The sequence below is a fragment of the Methylobrevis pamukkalensis genome (genome assembly GCF_001720135.1).
Taxonomy (GTDB): Bacteria; Pseudomonadota; Alphaproteobacteria; order Rhizobiales; family Pleomorphomonadaceae; genus Methylobrevis; species Methylobrevis pamukkalensis.
In genome coordinates, this window is sequence record NZ_MCRJ01000039.1 from 1 (window position 1) to 18,315 (window position 18,315).

Here is an 18,315-nt window from a genome sequence, read left to right on the forward strand (position 1 = left end):
CGTTGCGAAGTGAAATCTGCCGCGCCTTCATCGTCCCCTCCCCCCGTGGGGGAGGGACAGGGTGGGGGTGCGGCACGGCAAGACCTCCATGGTCGACGAACCGCCTCCGCGCACCGCAAAGACCCTCACGACTTGAGAAAATAATCGACCACCCGGCCGGCGTAATCGCCGACATTCTTCCACTGCGGCAGGCTGGCGACCGCCGCAACCTGCGCGCTTTTCTCCAGAACGCTCGCCCACCATCCGGCTTCGCGCACGGCCAGCCGCTTCTCCACATTCGGTGGCGCGGGACGATCCTCCGGAGCGACGAAAACCTCCGCGCGCCTTGCCCTCGCCATCTTCCGCGTCACAGAAGCAATCTCTTCGCGTGCGGCCTGGCGACTCTGAAGAACCTCGCCCGAAACAAGCCCAACTTCATCAAGAGCGGCAAGCAGAGCCGCCTCCTCCGCCTGTATTCCCTTGAATTCTGCGGTACCGAGCTTTGCACCGTCGATGGGGGACTCGGCAATTGTCCGCTCCCGCTCGGCATCGAGAGGATAGTGGGACCGCATGAGATCATGGTTTGCAACGAGACGATCGAGCGCTCTTCGCTGTCCACGCCCGAGCAGTCCTTGATGTTCCGGATCCGCCAGTTCATCGGCCGCGACCGCAATCAGGTCGCTGATGAGAGCAACGTCGGCATCGAGCCCCTGCCCCCTAAGTTCCGTCCTCATCTTCTCCAGATTGCGCCTGACGATCCACGGCAGCTCCGCATTCGCACCGGGTTGCCGCGCCTCACTTTCATCGCCGAGGATTTGTTCGATGAGATCGCACTGGCGACGCGGCAGTGACGGAAGTTCTGCGTCGACGGCAACGTCGTCATAGATCGGGTTGCGATGCTGACCGAGAACGCCGTCCTCGGAAATCTCCGGCTGGGGGCTCGCCGCATCGGCAATCCGCCGACGCATGACGCCGGCCTCCGTCTCGGGATCACGCCGGACGGCGTCGAGAATGATCTGCCGTGCCTCCTCCTCGCTACGCTCCACGATGGAGGCATAGACGATCTGCCTTGCCAACGGGCTCAGATTCGCCGGCCGGATCAGGATCGGAACCAGCCGCCGCCTTGCTCCGGATGGATCGGACGCATAGGCCGCATTCCATTCTGCCTGACAATGGTCGGAGGCGACATAATCCGGTGAAAGGAGCGCAATTACCCGGTCGCAGCGTTCCAGACCGAGATTCATTTCGGTGACGAAATTGCTGCCAGGGCGAAAGTCGCGGAATTGAGCGAACACAGAATAGCCAGCCTCGCGCAGCACGGCATCGATCTTGCGCGCGGTAGATTCGTTTTTTGTGCTGTAGCTGAGGAAGAAGTCGGTTTGATACTTTGCGGGTGATGGCGAGTGAAGCTCGATCAGCCGCTGGATCTCGGCGTTGACGACTGCCGGCCCCTCATCCCAGATCTCGGCCGGTAAATTGACTCGCGCGATTTCCAGAGACTCATTGACAGAATCGCCACGGATACGCGCTTCGTACCAGTCTATCCACACCTGCCAGTTCATATTCCTCACCAGCAGAGATCTCAGGAAAGACTGCCAGAGTCGATCGAGGCTGGGCGGCATTCCGCGGTCGTGCCAGAGCGGAAGCGCGGCTAAATCGGAGGATGAGATGCCTGCAAGCAGTAGTCGTCGATCTTCTTTCAGTGCGGCAGATGAGAAAGCGCCCGAAGCGTGCGCAAAAGCCACCGAAGATGCAGCATCTAGAGCAACTCTTTCGACTGAAGCCGAGTGACGTGCTGCGGATCGAGAAGCAGCTATCGCGGCATCACAAACGGCAGCAGTACGTTGAGATGTTTGAGCGATATCGTATCGATCAATTTCCGCAACAGCACGCGCTGCAGCGCCGTCACCACGAAAATTCGAAAATTTGGCTGCAGCCCATGGTGCAGCCAATCGTCGAAATACGAGTAACGCGACATGGTCAGTCAACTGCATTTGCGCCAGCGCTCGATCCGACTGAATAACGGGCAGCACCCTCATAGCCGCACGCACCGCAAGTGCGATGGAGACATGACTCGGCCGCACCGCCAGCCAAGCCTCCAACTCGTCCCGATCAAACTTCCCTGTGTTTGCCATGCCCGCCCCCACGCGGCGCGCCCCTGCGCTGCATCCGTTAATCTGCCGCGAAGCAGCGCCCTGCTGCAAGCTGGAGACGTGACGCCCGGTGCAGGTCGCTCCTCACCGTCGCCCCGCCCCATGTCATGGTCCGCGCAGGCGGACCATCCACTAGAGCCGAGGCAAGTCGCTCACGACAAACTCACGGCGCAGGGCAGAGTGATACGCGGGAGGGTGGCTCCAACACTCGGCGCACGGCGCTTCGTGGATGGTCCGCCTGCGCGGACCATGACACTTGAGCGACGGCCATGTTGCCCCTTGCCCACCGTCCACTCCCACCGGCCGTTGCCACATATTCCGTTGCACCCGCCCGACTGCCGCCCCTGTCGCTGCGAAACCCCGTCCCGGTCCAACTGCCCTCCCTCCCCCTCCCCGAACCGGGAGGTGACGCCCCCTTCCCTCCCTTGCTAAAGCCCCCCGCGCCGCGCTCCTCCGATCCGGGTCGATTTCCGCGTGGCGCAGCCCATTTTCAAGCCAAGGGACAGATGATGGCCAATTCCGTGAGCAACCTGTTTTTCAAGACCGCGATCGCCATGCTGGTGGTCGGCATGGGGGCCGGCATTGGCATGTCGGTGATGGGGGATCACACGATCTACTCCGCCCACGCGCACCTCAACCTTCTGGGTTTCGTGGTGACGGCCGTCTACGGGACCTATTTCGGTCTCAACCCGGCGCGCGCCGAGGGCCTGCTGCCGAAGGCGGTGTGGGCGTTCCACACGCTTGGCACGGCGGTGATGTTTCCCGCGCTCAGCCTGCTGCTGCTTGGCCACGGCGCCGCCGAACCGGTGGTGGCGCTGTCTTCGATTGCGGTGTTCGTCGCCGCGCTCGGCTTCATGGCCGCGGTGTTTCGGCCGGTACGGAACGCCGCGCGTCGCGGGGCACTCGTGGCGGCGGAATGACGGCTGCATGCATGTGACAGGGAAGGGCGGTGCCGGTCAGGCCCGCCCCTTCCACAGCATCACGGCCGGATCGCCCGGCACGTCGAGCACCGCCGGAAAATCCGGATAGGCGAACTCGCGCCCCTCGCGGCGGAAGGTGATGCGGCCATTGCTGCGGGCAACGATCTGCTCGCGGCGGACCTTGCCGATCGGGCTGTCGAGGGTGAAGCGGACGGCATTGATCCAGCTCGGGGACGTCTCGGTCAGGCGGTCCTGGATGGCGAAGAAGCGGTTCAGCTGCAGGCGGAACGGCGCCGAATGGCGGATCGGTTCGGGCACATAGACCGACAGGGTGCGGACGCAAAGATCGTCGAGCTTCTCGATCAGATGCGCCACCACGTCGGCATGGTCATTGACGCCGCGCAGCATCGGGAAGTGGTTGTAGAGCCGCAGGCCGCGCCGGGCGGCGGCCTCGAGGGCGGCCGCCACCTCGCCGCAGATCTCGTAAGGGTGCACGAAATGGCAGACGAGCCGCACCCGTGCCTTGTCCAGAAGATCGAGCCGGGCCGGATCCGCGAGCAGCCTCGGCGCGAAGGCCGGCACCCGGCTGTGGATCCGGATGTAGCGGACCTGCGGGATGGCGCCAAGCCGCTCCAGCACGAGGGCGAGATCGCGCAGCGGCATCACCAGCGGATCGCCGCCGGAGAGAATCACCTCGGACACGGCAGGTTTCTTGGCGAGATAAGCCTCGAGCCGGTCGAGTTCGTCGGACAGCCGCCGGCGCCCGGCCTCGTGCGCCTCGGACAGCACGTCCTGGCGAAAGCAATACTGGCAGTGGCCCGCGCAGACCGAGGTGGGCATGAACAGCACCCGGTCGGCATATTTGTGGATGATCGCGGCCGAGCCCGGCGCGCCCATGTTGGAGCGGTCGTCGACCCAGTCGGCCACCTCGTGGCCGGCGTGGACGTCGAAACGCTCGGCCACGGGCAGCGCGGTGCGGTGGAGCGGGCCGTGGCTGCCGCCGAGGGCGGCGATCTCTTCATCGATCTTGGCGCGATAGAAGCCCGTGATCTTGACCGGCAGCAGCCGCTCGCGCTGCGCCAGCGCCGCATAGCGGAGCGCAAGATCCTCCGGCGCCGGGACCGGCAGGGCGGACAGCGCACTCACGCCGAAAGATCGATCACGCCGGCGGTGCCGCCTTCGGTGCCGAAGGCGAGTTCGAGGCCGGACGGCGACCAGCCGAGCGCGGAGATCGGTCCGCCCTCCTCCGGCCGGCGCATCAGCACCTCCTCGCCGTCGGAAAAGCGCACCAGCAGGATCATGCCGTCGGAATAGCCGAGCGCGGCGATCTCTTCCTTCGGGTGGGCGGCGACGCGGGTGACCATCTCCTGCCGGGCGCCGAGCTCCAGCGGCTTCTTGCCCATCGGCCCGTCCTTGTGGTGGAACGGCCAGCAGACCGAGGCGCCGGCCCCCGACGTGCAGAGGAAGCGGCCCTTCACCGACCACGACATCGAGCGCACCTTGGCCGGATAGCCGGTCATGCGCATGTGCTGGTTGTCGGAAAGCCGCCAGCCGTGCAGCGCCATCTCCTGCATGGTGGTGACGACGTTGCGGGCATCGGGCGAGACGGTGACGCCGAGATGGGCGCCCTTCCACTCCAGTTCCTGCACCGCGCCGGAGGTGCCGGGAAACCACAGGCCGACGCCGTTGTAGCCCGACACCGCCAGCCGGAAGCCCTTGGGAAAGAAGGCGAGGCCGCCGACCGCGCGCGGCCGGGTCAGCTCGAATTCCGCGCCCTTGCCGTCGATCGCCCAGACGCTGCGCCCGCTGGCAAAGGCCACGGCCCCATTCGGCCCGGCCGCCACCTGGTCGAGCCACTTGCGGCCGCGCTCGGCCATCAGCCTCGGTTCGCCCGCAGCCGGCGTCAGCATCAGCCGGCCGTCGTCACCGCCGGTGAGCAGCGCCTTGCCGTCCGGCGTCTCGGCGGCGGCCAGCACCGCGCCGTTATGCACGGCAACGCTGTCGCCGGCCGTGCCGCGCGCAAGGCGCCCGGCGCCGTCGGCGAAGACCGGCGTCGCGCCGAGAAAGCCGGCGTGGACGACATAGCCGGAGACGGTGACGGGGGTGATGGCGATCACGGGGAGGGACCTGTGCTGGGGGTGTCAGTTCGAAAAGTGTGAGGGCGGGGCTCACCCCCCTCCCTGTCCCTCCCCACAAGGGGGGAGGAGACGCAGGACGAGCGGCCGTGCCTGCCCACCCCCTCGTTTCGGCGAAGCGCCCCGGAAAAGCAAGCCGCGGCCTTCATCGTCCCCTCCCCCCTTGTGGGGGAGGGACAGGGAGGGGGTGAGTGGCGGGGCACGATGCTAACCGGCAGTCTGCCCTCACCTCAGACCAGACACTCCGCGAAGCTCTTCTCCAGCGCCGCCTTGTCGAGATGGCGGCCGATGAAGACGAGGCGGCTTTCGCGGGGCTCGCCGTCGCGCCAGTCGCGCTGCAGGTCGCCCTCGACGATCATGTGCACGCCCTGCAGCACATAGCGCTGCGGCTCGTCCTTGAAGGCCATGATGCCCTTGAGCCGGAGGATGTTCGGGCCCTCGGTCTGGGTCACCTCGCCGATCCAGCGGATGAAGCGCTCCGGCACCACGTCGCCGCCGCGCAGCGAGATCGAGGTGATGTCGGTGTCGTGGTGGTGGTGATGGCCGTGGTCATGCGCATGGTCGTGACCGTGGTCATGATGATGGTCGTGCCCGTGATCGTGGTCGCAGTCCGGGCCGCAGACGTGGTCGTGATCCTTGCCGGCCTCGAGGAACTGCGGGTCGAGCTCGACCATGCGGTCGAGGTCGAAGGCGCCGCGGTCGAGCACGTCGGACAACGGCACGTCGCAGCGCTGCGCGCGGATCACCTTCGCATAGGGGTTGAGCTGGTGGATGGTCTCTTCCACCTCGCGCAGTTCGGCGGCGGTGACGAGGTCGGTCTTGTTGAGCAGGATCAGGTCGCAAAGGCCACCTGGTCCTCGGCCTCGGCGCTGTCGGCGAGCCGGGCCATGAAGTGCTTGGCGTCGACCACGGTGACGATCGCGTCCAGCCGGGCGGCCTGGCGCACGTCTTCGTCCATGAAGAAGGTCTGGGCCACCGGCACCGGGTCGGCAAGGCCGGTGGTCTCGACGATGATCGCGTCGAAACTGCCGCGGCGCTTGGCGAGATTCTCGACGACCCGGATCAGGTCGCCGCGCACGGTGCAGCAGATGCAGCCGTTGTTCATCTCGAACACTTCCTCGTCGGTGTCGACGAGCAGGTCGTTGTCGATGCCGATCTCGCCGAACTCGTTGACGATCACGGCGTAGCGCTTGCCGTGGTCCTCCGAGAGGATGCGGTTGAGCAGCGTGGTCTTACCCGCGCCAAGATAGCCGGTGAGGACGGTAACCGGCACCGGGGCGTTCGCCTCTGCCATGGGGCAACTCCTGAAAATCGCTTAGGTCTCTAACATGGACTTCATCGAACCGTCACGTCGGACGGTTATTGCTGCCGCCGACGCGACATGGCAAGCGCCGCCCTCGACAGGCGACGGACGTGTCTCCTAAATAAGCCTTGCCGGACGGGACGCAATGACGACGATCGGGGAAGCGGACCGGAACAGCGTCGGCGCGGCCGTCGCGGGTGCCCCGGGAGAGCCCCCGCGGACGACGAGCCCGACAAGGGGCCGGTATCGGGGAAGGACATCCGCATGAGCTTGAACCACCGAAAGACGGTGACATACCGGCTGGCGCAGACCGCCCGGGCGCACCGCACCCGCGCCAGCGTGCACCTCGGCCGCATCGGCCTGCATCCCGGACAGGAATCGGTGCTGAAGGCGCTGTCGGACGCCGACGGCCAGAGCATGAGCGAGCTTGCCGCCGTGCTCGGCGTCCAGCCGCCGACCGTCACCAAGATGATCGCCCGCCTCGGCGCTCAGAATTTCGTGGAACGCCGCGCCTCCGATGCCGACGGCCGCCTTGCCCGCGTGTTCCTTACCGACATCGGCCGCGAGAAGATCGCGGCCGTCGATCACGCCTGGAAGCGGATCGAGAAGGAGGCGATGGCCGGCATCGAGGACAAGGACCGCAAGAAGCTGCGCAAGCTGCTGCGCATCATCGAGAAGAACCTGCTGCCCGGCACCAGCACCCCCGCCGACCCGGTGGAAGAGGTGGAGGAAGAGGAGCCGGCCTGACCGGGTTCGCCCGGCGCCCGTCGTCCACCGCCCGGTGCGTGGACAGGAGCCGGGCCGCGATCTCCAAGCCCTTGCGGCGGCCCGCGATCCAGCCATGAACCGGCTGCATCGGAGCCATGACGCATAAATACTCGCCTTGGACGGACGCCGCGTCCATAGTCCCGCGACCTTCGGGCCAGGGCCCTTTCAGGCCGGACCGTGATGCGGAACGATCCGGCGCCCCCGGTCCGGCCGATCCTCCGCCGGCTTCCCGACGAAGACGCCGTTCGGCGGCATTCGGGGGATCCGGTTCCGTGACGACATCCGGACCATGACGCTGATTCTCCAGTCTTCCGCCGACGGCCCTGCCCCCGGCGACCCCGCCGCCGTTGCCAGAGCCCGCGAGGCCGACGGCCGCATGCGGATGCGCCAGCGCCTGGCCGGCATCGGCCTGATGGCGCTGACGATGCTGATGTTCGCGACGCTCGACATGTCGGCCAAGCTTGCCGCCAGCCATCTGCCGACGCTGGAGGTGATCTGGTTCCGCTATGCGGTGCATTTCGCGCTGGTGGTGGTGCTGCTGAACCCGGTGCGCGCGCCTGGCGCCTGGCGCATGAACAATCCGCGCCTGCAGGTGCTGCGCGCGCTGATGCTGACCGCCAACACCAGCCTGAACTTCATCGCCCTCGGCTATCTGCAGCTGACCCAGACCGTGTCGATCATGTTCCTGTCGCCGCTGCTGATCGCCATGCTGTCGGCGCTGTTCCTGAAGGAGCATGTGGGCCCGCGCCGCTGGGCCGCGATCTTCACCGGCTTCGTGGGCGTGCTCGTCGTCTCGCGCCCGGGCTTCGGCGATTTCCACTGGGCGATGCTGGTCTCGCTCGGCTCGGTGACCTGCTATGCCCTCTACGTGCTGCTCACCCGCCATCTCGGCCAGAGCGAGACGCCCGGCAGCCTGATTCTCGTTTCGGCCGCGGTGCCGACGCTGCTGCTCGCCCCGCTGCTGCCTGCGGTCTGGGTCTGGCCGTCCGATCCGCTGACGATCCTGCTGCTGGTCGGCCTCGGCGTGCTGGGCGGCGGCGGCCACTACCTGCTGATCCTCGCCCACCGCAAGGTGGCGGCCAGCGTGCTCGCACCCGTCACCTACACCCAGATCGTCTGGATGGTGTCGCTCGGCTATTTCGTGTTCGGCGACGTTCCCGACCTCTGGACCCTGATCGGCGCGGGGATCGTGATCGCCTCCGGTCTCTACCTGCTTCAGCGCGAGAGGATCAGGACGCCGCATGACGCGGGCCGGAGCTTTGGAACATGATCGCGGCCCCGCCGCAACGAAGCCTTCGGCGTCATGGCAATGAGCAAGAATGCCATACACAAAATTATTTTGAAGCGCGTGTATTGATTTCGAGCCGCGGCGTGGCGACTCTCTCCGTGACATATTGTTTCATGCGGATTGCAGCGATTCTGCTTCGCGGTGCGTTCGTCAACGCAGGCGAAGGAACGGCGCGATGACCCAGGGGACCGGAGAGGAAGGGCGAAGATTGCGTAGACGGCGCGTGACCCTCAGCCAGATTGCGGCCGAGCTCAATGTCTCGACAGCGACCGTGTCGCTTGCGCTGCGCGACAATCCGGCGGTGTCCCAGGACACGCGCCAGCGCGTCCGCGAACGGGCGGCCGACCTCGGCTACATCTACAATCGCCAGGCGGCGAGCCTGCGCACCGCCCGCACCAACATCATCGGCGTCGTCGTCAACGACGTGATCAACCCCTATTTCGCCGAGGTGTTTCGCGCCGTCGAGGACGAACTCGAGCGCGAGGGCATGACGATCCTGATCTGCAACCACCGCGACGATCTCACGCGGCAGCAGAATTTCGTCTCGCTGCTGCAGCAGCAGAATGCCGATGGTCTGGTGATCTGCCCCTCGCTCGGCACCACCGCCGCCGACATCGAGCAGATCACCCGCTCGGGCACGCCGGTGACGCTGATCTGCCGCGACGTGGAGGGCGCCACCGCCCCGATCGTGCGCGGCGACGACTTCAAGGGCACCTACGACGTCACCCGCCACCTGATCGGCCTCGGCCATCGCCACATCGCCATGATCGGCGGCCGGCGCCGCACCTCGTCCGGCCGCGACCGCCACAGCGGCTTCATGGCGGCCATGGCGGAGGCGGGCCTCAGCGTGGTCGAGGGCGCCGACATTCCCGAGATCACCAATTCGGCCGAAGGCAAGGCGGCGGTGGAGCGGATCCTGCTGCACGAGCCGCGCCCGACGGCGATCGTCTGCTTCAACGACCTCCTGGCGATCGGCGTGATGTCCGGCCTCTACCGCAACAAGCTGATGCCCGGCATCGACATCGCGGTGACCGGCTTCGACAATGTCGACGGTTCGGAAACCTGGACCCCCGCGCTCACCACCGTGCGCAACGGCTCCGACGAGATCGGCCGTCAGGCAGCCGCGGCGATCATGGCCCAGATCAACGATCGCCCCCTGCCCTTCGACCGGATGCTGATCCCGCCGAAGCTGGAGATCCGCGAATCCTCCCCGCCGCCGCTGAGCGCGGCGCGCTGAGAGGAATAGCGAGGAAAGGCCTCCCCTCGTCATTCCCGCGAACGCGGGAACCCATGCGAGCTTGCAGCCCGCGCCGAGCCTCTCATCGACCTTCCGCCCGCGGAGGGATGGGTCCCGCTTTCGCGGGGATGACGATCGATGAGGTGAGTGGTCAGCCGAAATTCACGCCGTTTCTGCAACCCCGACCGGCCTGCAGCAAAGCACCCATCCCCCACCTCCCCGCCGTCATTCCCGCGAAAGCGGGAACCCATCGATCGGCAGGGGAAGGATCTGCGTTCTGCGAAGCACCCGCCAATCCGCGGCCAGCGCCGAACCACTCATCGCCCGTCCGCCCGCGGAGGGATGGGTCCCCGCTTTCGCGGGGATGACGATCGATGGGCGGGTGGTGGTCAACCCGACCTCTTCAGCCCCGATCTCAGACCAGCACGCCGTTCGCCGCCTCTTCGATCTCGTGAACGAGGCCCTTGTCGAGGTTGAGCCGGGCGGCCAGCATGTCGAGGAAGGCGCGTTCGGCCGGATGGTCCGGCTCCATGGCGAGCAGGCTGGCCGCGTAGATTTCCGCGCCCTGTTCCGGCGTCTTCGCAAGGCGGACGATGCGGTCGATGTCGAGCGGCGCGCGCAGCTCGTCCATCACGAAGGCCTTTTCCTCCGAATCGAGCTCCATCTCGTCGAGACGGTCGAAGATCCGGCGCTGCTCCTCGGCATCGACATGACCGTCGGCCTTGGCGGCGGCGATCATCGCGATGATCAGCGAGCGCGCAAGATTGTCCTCGCCCTGGGGCGCGCGCTGCGGGGCGAACGGACTGTCGGTGGGTGGCGGCAGCACGGGGGTCTCGCGCGACGAGGGCACACCCCAGGCGCCTGTCTGCTGCGGGGCAGCGCCGGCCTGGCCATATCCCTGGCCGCCGGACTGACCGCTCTGAGAGGCGGAGGACGCCTGGTTGGCCTGCCAGGCCTTCCACGCCACACCGGCGATCGCGGCGAGCGCGCCGTATTTCGCGGCCGAGCCCCCGTATTTGCGGGCCTTCTTGTTGCCGAGCAGCAGCCCGGCGAGACCGCCGGCGAGCGCGCCGGTAGCGAGCCCCTTTTCCTGCCCGGCATAGCCGCTCTTGTCGAGCATGCCCCTGCCGGTGCCCATCATCTGTTCAAGAAGCCGTTTCGCGTCCACGTGCACCTCCGCATGTTGTCCGCAGGGCAGATGGGGGCGCAGCACGGTCCTCACAACGGCACGGGACCCGCAAAACGTCGCCGCAACGCAAAAGGGCGAACCGATGTCCGGTCCGCCTCTCGGAGTGAAGATCGTGTGAACACGATGCGCCGCCGTCCATCGAGGCCGGCTTGAAGCGCATCACCCGAACGGCGCGTCCGCAAGACGAACGTCGTTGAACGCGGCCCTGACCGCACGGATCACCGTGTCGTCCAGCGTCGTGATCTCGTAGAAGCTGCTGTCGACGGCGCGAAGGGTGACCCAGTTCCCATCTGGCTGGTCAGGCAGTACACCGGCAAACGCGCCCCAGATGACCTGCCGGGTCGTCTCTGCCAGAGCCCTCAGGTCCGCACCCGAAATCCGGGCATCCACCTCCGCCAGCGCCTCAAGCTGCTCGCCGCCGTTACCGGTCGCGTCGAACCATTCACGACCGGCAACAGACGATCTGACGGGTGAAACCGTCCAGGTTGCCTGCAAGGACCGCGGAGCAAGCACGCGCAGGAGATCACGCAGGTCCAGCGCGAGCGAGTGGCCGGTCAGATCATGGATTCTGAGCGTCGGCATGACGCCACTCCAGCATGTCGCCGGCAGGGCCCGCGGGAGCGTCGGCTCGCGGACCGCCCCCCTCAGGCCGCCAGCGCGGCCGCCTCGCGGGCGAGCGTTTCGATCCGACCCCAGTCGCCTGCAGCCATCGCGTCGGCCGGAGCGACCCACGAGCCGCCGACGACGACCACATTCGGCAGGGTGAGATAGTCGCGGGCGTTGGCCAGCGACACGCCGCCGGTCGGGCAGAACATCACGTCGGCGAGCGGCGAGGACAGCGCCTTGAGGTAGTTGGGACCACCCGCAGGACCGGCGGGGAAGAATTTCATGAGCCGGTAGCCGGCCTCGCGCGCCATCATCGCTTCCGATGCGGTGGCGACGCCCGGCAGCAGCGGCACGCCGACCTCGATCGCATGGGCAAGCAGCGTCGGCGTTGCGCCGGGGCTGACCATGTAGGTGGCGCCGGCCGCCTTGGCGGCATCGGCCATCGCCGGGTCGAGCACCGTGCCGGCGCCGACGAAGGCGCCCTCCACGGTGGACATGGCGCGGATGACGTCGAGCGCGACGGGGGTGCGCATCGTCACCTCGAGGGCGGGCAGGCCGCCGGCCACGAGCGCCCGCGCCAGCGGGATCGCGTGGTCGACGTCGTCGACGATCAGCACCGGCACCACGGGCGCGCGGCGCAGCACTGCGAGGAGGGCTTCGGTGTCCTGTTTCATGCTGAAATCAGTAGCGCAACTTCGCGCCGGAGGAAATGGCCCGCAACACGCGGACCCTTGCGATTTCGGAGGATATCCAGCGATGTTGGCGAAAACCCATGCACTACGTGCATGGCGCGGCATGTGCCCTCAACCTGCCAGATCGGCAAGGATGTCATTGGCCCACTTGCGCGCGTCGTTGCGCATCATCCGCTCGAACATCGCGCCATGACGATGCTTGCGCTCGTCGATCGGCATCTGCAGCGCCGTCTGCAGCGAGGCGGCAACCTCCTCGGTGGCGTAGGGGTTGACGATCACCGATTCGCGCAGCTCCTCGGCGGCGCCCGCAAAGCGCGACAGCACCAGCACGCCGGGATCTTCCGGGTCCTGGGCCGCCACATATTCCTTGGCGACGAGATTCATGCCGTCGCGCAGCGGCGTGACGAGGCCGATGCGGCTGGCGCGGTAGAGACCGGCCAGCGCCTTTCTCGGAAAGCCGCGGACGATGAAGCGGATCGGCGTCCAGTCGACGTCGGCAAAGCGGCCGTTGATCTGGCCGGCAAGATGCTCCAGCTCGCGCTGGATCTCGCTGTAGGCCATCACCTCGGAGCGCGACGGCGGGGCGACCTGCAGCAGGCTGACGCCGCCGCGGTTTTCCGGATAGTCCTCCAGCAGCCGCTCGAAGGCGCGGAAGCGATGCGGGATGCCCTTGGAATAGTCGATCCGGTCCACGCCCACGATCTGCTTGCGCGGACCGAGCACGCTGCGGATGCGCTGGATCTGGCGGCGCCCCTCGACGGTGGCCGGGAAGGCGGCGAAGCCCTCGGTGTCGATGCCGATCGGGTAGGCCTTGACCGTGACCTCGCGGCCGAAGGCCATCACCCGGCTTTCGTCGATCCGCTCGCCGCCGGCCTCCTGCACCAGATACTCGACGAAATGGTTGCGGTCGCGCTGGCTCTGGAAGCCGATCACGTCATAGGCGAGCATCGAGCGCACCAGCGCCGCGTGACGCGGCAGCGCGGTGATGATGTCCGGGTTCGGGAAGGGAATGTGCAGGAAGAAGCCGATGCGGTTTTCCACCCCCATCGACCGCAGCTGTCCGCCCATCGGGAAGAAGTGATAGTCGTGGATCCAGATCATGTCGTCCGGATCGAGCATCGTCCTGAGCCGCGTCGCGAAACGCTCGTTGACCCGGCGATAGCCCTGCTCGAACGGGCGGTCGAACTCGGCGAGATCGAGCCGGTAGTGCAGGATCGGCCACAGGGTCCGATTTGCATAGCCGGCGTAGAATTCCTCGTAGTCGGCCTTCGTGATGTCGAGCGTCGCCATCTCGACGTTGCGGCTCCTCTCGATCTTGAAGTCGCCGAAGGTGCCCTCTTCCGACACCTGCCCGGACCAGCCGAACCACACGCCGCCCCGGTCACGGAGCACATCGACCAGCGCGACCGCGAGGCCCCCGGCCTTGCCGGTGTCCTTCAGCGGACCGACCCGGTTCGAAACGACGATCAGCTTGCCCATGCTCCCCCTCTGCTGCTGCGGACCGACGCCGGAGATCCGGCAGGACGGCCCTCGTCAGGACGGGAGGCGCAGCGGGAATGCCGACGCCGCCACCGCACCCCACGGATGGATCACACCACCCGGTCCCATCCTCCCGACAGACGGACGGCACCGTTGATGATGCCGACCATCGAATAGGTCTGGGGGAAGTTGCCCCACAGCTCGCCGGTCGCCGTCGTCACGTCCTCCGAGAGGAGGCCGACGTGGTTGCGGCAGGCGAGCATCGTCTCGTAGATCTCGCGCGCCTCGTCGCGCCGGCCCATGCGGGCGAGCGCGTCGATGTACCAGAAGGTGCAGATGTTGAAGGCGTTCTCCGGCTCGCCGAAATCGTCCGCGGCGTGGTAGCGGAACATGTGGTTGCCGCGCCGCAGCTTGGCGGCGATGGCGTCCACCGTCGCCACGAAGCGCGGGTCCTTCGGATCGATGAAGTTCACCTCGGCCATCAGCAGCAGACCGGCGTCGAGATCATTTCCCCCGAAACTCTCAACGAAGGTGCCGAGGCTGTTGTTCCATCCCTTGTCCATGATCGCCGCCCGCACCGTCTCGGCCCGGCCGCGCCAGTAGGAGGCGCGCTCGCCGAGCCCGAGATGCTGCGCGACCTTGGCGAGGCGGTCGAGCGCCGCCCAGCACATCAGCGACGACGTGGTGTGGACCCGGGCGCGGAACCGCAGTTCCCACATGCCGGCGTCGGGCCGGTCGTGGCAGCGGAAGGCCTCCTCGCCGATCCGCTCCATCACGGCAAAGGATTCGACCCCGGCCGGGTTGAGCAGCCGCTTGTCGACGAAGGCCTGCGCCGCGCCGAGCACGATGTTGCCGTAGACGTCGTACTGGTGGTGCTCCCAGGCCTGGTTGCCGACCCGCACCGGGCCCATGCCGCGATAGCCAGGCAGGTCGACGATCTCCTCGGTGAGGTGACGCTCCAGCGCGATGCCGTAGAGCGGCTGGAAATGCTCGCCGCCGTCCCAGCCGGCGATCACGTTCTGGAGATAGCGGAGATAGTTCTCCATCGTCTCCATTTCCGACAGCGAGTTGAGCGCCCGGATCACGAAGAAGGCGTCGCGCAGCCAGCAGTAGCGATAGTCCCAGTTGCGCGACGTGTTGGCCGCTTCCGGCACCGAGGTGGTGACGGCGGCGATGATCGCGCCGGTCTCCTCGAAGGTGTTGAGCTTGAGCGTGATCGCCGCCCGGATCACGGCCTCCTGCCATTCGAAGGGCAGCGACAGCCGCCGCGTCCAGCGGCGCCAGTGCTCGGCGGTGTTCTCCTCGAACATCCGGCACAGCGTGTCGGCGCCGTCCGTCAGGGTCTCGTCCGGGCCGAGATAGAAGGACAGCGACCGGTCGATGAGGAAGGCGGTTTCCTCGCGCAGATAGGTGATCGGTGCATTGGTGTTGAGCCGGAGGACGACGTCGCCGCCGACATAGCGGATGTGGTTGGAGCCGGTGGTCACCGCCGGGGTGATCCGCCCCCAGTCGAAGCGCGGACGGCAGCGGACGCGGATGCGCGGCCGGCCGGCGATCGGCCGCACCCGGCGCACCAGCGCCGTCGGGCGGAAGGAGCGTCCCCGCGCCTCGAAACGCGGCATGAAGTCGGCGATCTCGATCGCGTCGCCGTCCGAGTTGAACAGCCGGGTCCGGACGATCGCGGTGTTCTCGTCATAGACCTGCTCGGAGCGGGCGAACCCTTCGAGCTCGATGGTGAAGGCCCCGTCATGGGGATTGTCGGTCGAGGTGCCGAGCAGGGCGTGGAAGATGGGATCGCCGTCGAGCCGGGGCCAGCAGGTCCAGACGATCCGGCCCTTCCTGTCGACGAGGCCGGCAATGGCGCAGTTTCCGATGAGGGCAAGTTCCAGAGAGCTCATGGGCGCATCCTGAAGATCGGTGAGGGCTTGGGACGGGGCGCCGGTCGATCCGCGCACCCATGAACGAAAGGCGGAGGATCACTCGAGCGAGGCGAGCCAGGTGCGGACGGCCGGCACATCGGCAAGGCGGTAGCTCGCCCCGCTCGGCCCCTCGCCGACCTTGACGCCGAAGCCGCCGGCCCGCGCGGCGGCGCGCATGCCGTCCTCGTCGGTGACGTCGTCGCCGACGAACACCGGAACCCGCCCCTCGAAGGCGGGCATCGCCAGGAAGCGCTGCACGACCGTGCCCTTGGAGACGGCGCGGGGCTTGACCTCGACCACCATCTTGCCGTCGAGCACGGCGAGATCGTCGACGCCCTCGAGCCAGCCGGTGATCGTCTCGCGCACCAGCGACCCGAGGTCGGGGCGGGCGCGGTAGTGAACGGCGATGGCAACCTTCTTGTCCTCGACCAGCAGGCCGTCGCGCAGCAGGTCGGAGGTGGCAAGGCGGGCGCGGAACACGTCGAGCGAGATTGGCGCCGGGGCCTGCATCACGGCCACGCCCGGGCGTTCGCGCCATTCGAGCCCGTGCAGCCCGCCGGCACGAAGCTCGGTCGGCGCGAGGAAGGCATCGATCTCCGCGACGGGCCGGCCCGAGACGACTGCCAGCGCGCCGTCGAGCCGATCGGCGAGGCGCTGCAGCAGGTGGGCAAGCCCGGAGGGAACGACGACCGCGTCCGGGGTGGGCGCCAGATCGACCAGCGTGCCGTCGAAATCTAGAAACAGCGCCGGCCGGGCCGGAAGACGAGGATAGCTCATGCGAGGCCTCTCGGCTCCCTGGGGTTCGCGGCGATCGGGGGGCGTCGTGTCGCTGGTGTCGAGTGTCATGAGACCGGGTTCGTCAGTGTCTGCTCGCTCTCTTCAACGCATCAAGCCTTCGGCATGATCCCGATCAGGTAGCGCGACAGCGCCGGGATGGCAAATCGCCACGGCGCATCGCTGCACCGCGCCCGTTCATGCTGCATTTGCGAAGGGTTGACTTTTCCCCCTGAAGCGCGCACATGTTGCCTTGCATCGCGGTGCGCGCTTCAGAGTGCCGACCATCGGCCTTCATCACCGCGGCTCAAAATTCCGAAATTCTCCGTCTGTCCAGTTGCGCGTGGTCAGTGGACGAACGCGCCAGCCCCCGGCGCCGCAACCTGCGGTGCGCGGACAAGGCTTGCTGAACAGGACGACCTTGAACGACATCACCAACACTTTCTCCGCTCTCGGGCTTTCCGAGCCGCTCTGTCGCGCCCTCGCCGACTCCGGTTACGTGACGCCCACCCCGATTCAGACGCAGGCGATCCCGAAGGTCCTCACCGGCCGCGACCTTCTGGGCCTCGCCCAGACCGGCACCGGCAAGACCGCGGCCTTCGCGCTGCCCCTGCTCGATCTTCTCGCCGCCAACCCGAAGCGCCCGACGGCCCGCTCCATGCGCGCCCTGATCCTCGCCCCGACCCGTGAACTCGTGGTGCAGATCGCCGAGAGCATCGGCAAGTACAGCCAGCACACCCGCACCCGCCACACGACCATCTTCGGCGGCGTCGGCCAGGGTCCGCAGGTCAAGGCCATGTCGCAGGGCATGGACATCGTCGTCGCCACCCCGGGCCGGCTGCTCGATCTCGTCGAGCAGCGCCTCGTGCGCCTCGACAGCATCGAGTTCCTGATCCTCGACGAAGCCGACCGCATGTTCGACATGGGCTTCATCCGCGACGTGCGCCGCATCGTCAAGCTGGCGCCGAAGGAAGGCCGCCAGTCGCTGCTGTTCTCGGCCACCATGCCGAAGGAAATCGAGCACCTCGCGATGGAAGTGCTGCGCGATCCGGACCGCGTCGCCGTCACCCCCCAGGTGGTCACCGTCGAGCGCATCGACCAGCGCCTCTACTTCGTGCCGACGGCCGCCAAGCGCAGCCTGCTTGCCGATCTTCTGGCCGATGCCGCCTACAGCCGCGTCATCGTCTTCACCCGCACCAAGCACGGCGCCAACCGGGTGGCCGAGCAGCTGGAAAAGGGCGGCGTCGTTGCCTCCGCGATCCATGGCAACAAGAGCCAGGGTGCCCGCCAGCGGGCGCTGCAGGGCTTCCGCGACGGTGAAGTGCGCGTGCTGGTCGCCACCGACCTGGCCGCCCGCGGCATCGACGTGCCGGAAGTCAGCCACGTCATCAACTACGACCTGCCGGTCGAGCCGGAAAGCTACGTGCACCGCATCGGCCGCACCGCCCGTGCCGGCGCCGAGGGCATCGCCATCTCCTTCTGCGACGGGTCCGAGCGGTCCGCCCTCAAGGCGATCGAGCGCCTGACCAAGCGTCCGCTGACCGTCGTCGGCAACGTCGAGGCCTCGCCGGAAGATCGTGCCCGTCACGAGCATTCCGACGTGCGCGCCCCGCGCGGCGGCCGTCCGCAGCAGAACCGCTCCGGCAAGCCCTCGTCCCACGGCAAGCCGTCGGGTCATGGTCAGTCGCGTCCGTCGCATCAGCCGGCTCCGGGTGGCCCCGCCGCCCTCGCCGCAGCCGTGGCCGGCCGCGAGCGACCCGTGACGGCGCCGAGCGCCCGATGCGCCGCGGCGGCAACAGCGCGCCGCGCGCCGCCCGCTGATCGATCCTCGCCGGGGTCGCTGATCCCGGCCTGACAGAGTTGGAAAGACCCG

The 18,315-nt window shown here is 67.4% G+C and carries 15 protein-coding genes and 1 pseudogene; 6 read left to right on the forward strand and 10 right to left on the reverse strand.

The features are described 5' to 3' along the window. Window positions 1–125: 125 nt before the first annotated feature. On the reverse strand, window positions 126–2,018 hold the full coding sequence (locus A6302_RS08315) for a toll/interleukin-1 receptor domain-containing protein (RefSeq protein WP_169833543.1): 1,893 nt from the start codon (window positions 2,016–2,018) through the stop codon (window positions 126–128). A gap of 635 nt (window positions 2,019–2,653) precedes the next feature. Here A6302_RS08315 and A6302_RS08320 point away from each other — a divergent pair. Continuing rightward, window positions 2,654–3,052, forward strand: a complete 399-nt coding sequence (locus tag A6302_RS08320) for a hypothetical protein (RefSeq protein WP_141703526.1) — start codon at window positions 2,654–2,656, stop codon at window positions 3,050–3,052. Between the two features lie 36 nt (window positions 3,053–3,088). Here the strand turns inward: A6302_RS08320 and A6302_RS08325 are convergent, their stop codons facing one another. From A6302_RS08325 to A6302_RS23475, 3 genes and pseudogenes are all read right to left on the reverse strand, one after another. Then, a complete protein-coding gene (locus A6302_RS08325; RefSeq protein WP_083255622.1) occupies window positions 3,089–4,198 on the reverse strand; it encodes a radical SAM protein in 1,110 nt (369 codons plus the stop codon). Continuing rightward, a complete protein-coding gene (locus tag A6302_RS08330; protein WP_069306646.1) occupies window positions 4,195–5,169 on the reverse strand; it encodes a WD40 repeat domain-containing protein in 975 nt (324 codons plus the stop codon). The genes A6302_RS08325 and A6302_RS08330 overlap by 4 nt, the downstream gene beginning before the upstream one ends. Before the next feature lie 248 nt (window positions 5,170–5,417). Continuing rightward, window positions 5,418–6,481 (reverse strand): annotated as a pseudogene (locus A6302_RS23475) (CobW family GTP-binding protein). 273 nt (window positions 6,482–6,754) lie between these two features. On the opposite strand from A6302_RS23475, the gene A6302_RS08340 reads away from it, so the two are divergent. The 4 genes from A6302_RS08340 to A6302_RS08350 all read left to right on the forward strand — a co-directional run bounded on the left by A6302_RS08340 (window position 6,755) and on the right by A6302_RS08350 (window position 9,783). Next, on the forward strand, window positions 6,755–7,237 hold the full coding sequence (locus tag A6302_RS08340) for a MarR family winged helix-turn-helix transcriptional regulator (RefSeq protein ID WP_069306647.1): 483 nt from the start codon (window positions 6,755–6,757) through the stop codon (window positions 7,235–7,237). A gap of 310 nt (window positions 7,238–7,547) precedes the next feature. Next, window positions 7,548–8,528: a DMT family transporter gene (locus A6302_RS08345; RefSeq protein ID WP_245293987.1), complete on the forward strand. Its 981-nt coding sequence runs from the start codon at window positions 7,548–7,550 to the stop codon at window positions 8,526–8,528. Further along, entirely contained in the window at window positions 8,525–8,725 is a 201-nt protein-coding gene (locus A6302_RS23480; protein ID WP_141703532.1) for a hypothetical protein, read from the forward strand. The genes A6302_RS08345 and A6302_RS23480 overlap by 4 nt, the downstream gene beginning before the upstream one ends. 29 nt (window positions 8,726–8,754) lie before the next feature. Further along, window positions 8,755–9,783 (forward strand): LacI family DNA-binding transcriptional regulator, encoded by a 1,029-nt coding sequence (locus A6302_RS08350; RefSeq protein WP_069306648.1) that lies wholly within the window; start codon window positions 8,755–8,757, stop codon window positions 9,781–9,783. Between the two features lie 415 nt (window positions 9,784–10,198). Here A6302_RS08350 and A6302_RS08355 read toward each other — a convergent pair whose 3' ends face one another. From A6302_RS08355 to otsB, 6 genes are all read right to left on the reverse strand, one after another. Further along, window positions 10,199–10,951, reverse strand: coding sequence for a tellurite resistance TerB family protein (locus A6302_RS08355; RefSeq protein ID WP_245293988.1), 753 nt, complete (start codon window positions 10,949–10,951; stop codon window positions 10,199–10,201). A gap of 180 nt (window positions 10,952–11,131) precedes the next feature. Then, window positions 11,132–11,554: a hypothetical protein gene (locus A6302_RS08360; RefSeq protein WP_069306649.1), complete on the reverse strand. Its 423-nt coding sequence runs from the start codon at window positions 11,552–11,554 to the stop codon at window positions 11,132–11,134. A 62-nt stretch (window positions 11,555–11,616) separates the two neighbouring features. Beyond that, window positions 11,617–12,252 (reverse strand): bifunctional 4-hydroxy-2-oxoglutarate aldolase/2-dehydro-3-deoxy-phosphogluconate aldolase, encoded by a 636-nt coding sequence (gene eda / locus A6302_RS08365; RefSeq protein WP_069306650.1) that lies wholly within the window; start codon window positions 12,250–12,252, stop codon window positions 11,617–11,619. Between the two features lie 129 nt (window positions 12,253–12,381). Then, complete coding sequence (locus A6302_RS08370) at window positions 12,382–13,749, reverse strand: alpha,alpha-trehalose-phosphate synthase (UDP-forming) (RefSeq protein WP_069306651.1); 1,368 nt, start codon at window positions 13,747–13,749, stop codon at window positions 12,382–12,384. Between the two features lie 110 nt (window positions 13,750–13,859). Continuing rightward, window positions 13,860–15,647 carry a glycoside hydrolase family 15 protein gene (locus tag A6302_RS08375; protein WP_069306652.1) on the reverse strand — a complete coding sequence of 596 codons (1,788 nt, stop codon included), beginning with the start codon at window positions 15,645–15,647 and terminating at the stop codon, window positions 13,860–13,862. A gap of 78 nt (window positions 15,648–15,725) precedes the next feature. Next, on the reverse strand, window positions 15,726–16,445 hold the full coding sequence (gene otsB, locus A6302_RS08380; protein ID WP_069306653.1) for a trehalose-phosphatase: 720 nt from the start codon (window positions 16,443–16,445) through the stop codon (window positions 15,726–15,728). Window positions 16,446–16,863: 418 nt separating this feature from the next. Between otsB and A6302_RS08385 the strand changes: the two genes are divergently transcribed. After that, a complete protein-coding gene (locus A6302_RS08385) occupies window positions 16,864–18,297 on the forward strand; it encodes a DEAD/DEAH box helicase (RefSeq protein ID WP_245293989.1) in 1,434 nt (477 codons plus the stop codon). Window positions 18,298–18,315 lie beyond the last annotated feature (18 nt).

Coding starts and splice junctions, on each gene's coding strand:
- A6302_RS08315 (WP_169833543.1), bottom strand. CDS start 2,018: ATGAGGGTGCTGCCCGTTATTCAGTCGGATCGAGCGCTGGCGCAAATG.
- A6302_RS08340 (WP_069306647.1), top strand. CDS start 6,755: ATGAGCTTGAACCACCGAAAGACGGTGACATACCGGCTGGCGCAGACC.
- A6302_RS08345 (WP_245293987.1), top strand. CDS start 7,548: ATGACGCTGATTCTCCAGTCTTCCGCCGACGGCCCTGCCCCCGGCGAC.
- A6302_RS23480 (WP_141703532.1), top strand. CDS start 8,525: ATGATCGCGGCCCCGCCGCAACGAAGCCTTCGGCGTCATGGCAATGAG.
- A6302_RS08360 (WP_069306649.1), bottom strand. CDS start 11,554: ATGCCGACGCTCAGAATCCATGATCTGACCGGCCACTCGCTCGCGCTG.
- eda (WP_069306650.1), bottom strand. CDS start 12,252: ATGAAACAGGACACCGAAGCCCTCCTCGCAGTGCTGCGCCGCGCGCCC.
- A6302_RS08370 (WP_069306651.1), bottom strand. CDS start 13,749: ATGGGCAAGCTGATCGTCGTTTCGAACCGGGTCGGTCCGCTGAAGGAC.
- A6302_RS08375 (WP_069306652.1), bottom strand. CDS start 15,647: ATGAGCTCTCTGGAACTTGCCCTCATCGGAAACTGCGCCATTGCCGGC.
- otsB (WP_069306653.1), bottom strand. CDS start 16,445: ATGAGCTATCCTCGTCTTCCGGCCCGGCCGGCGCTGTTTCTAGATTTC.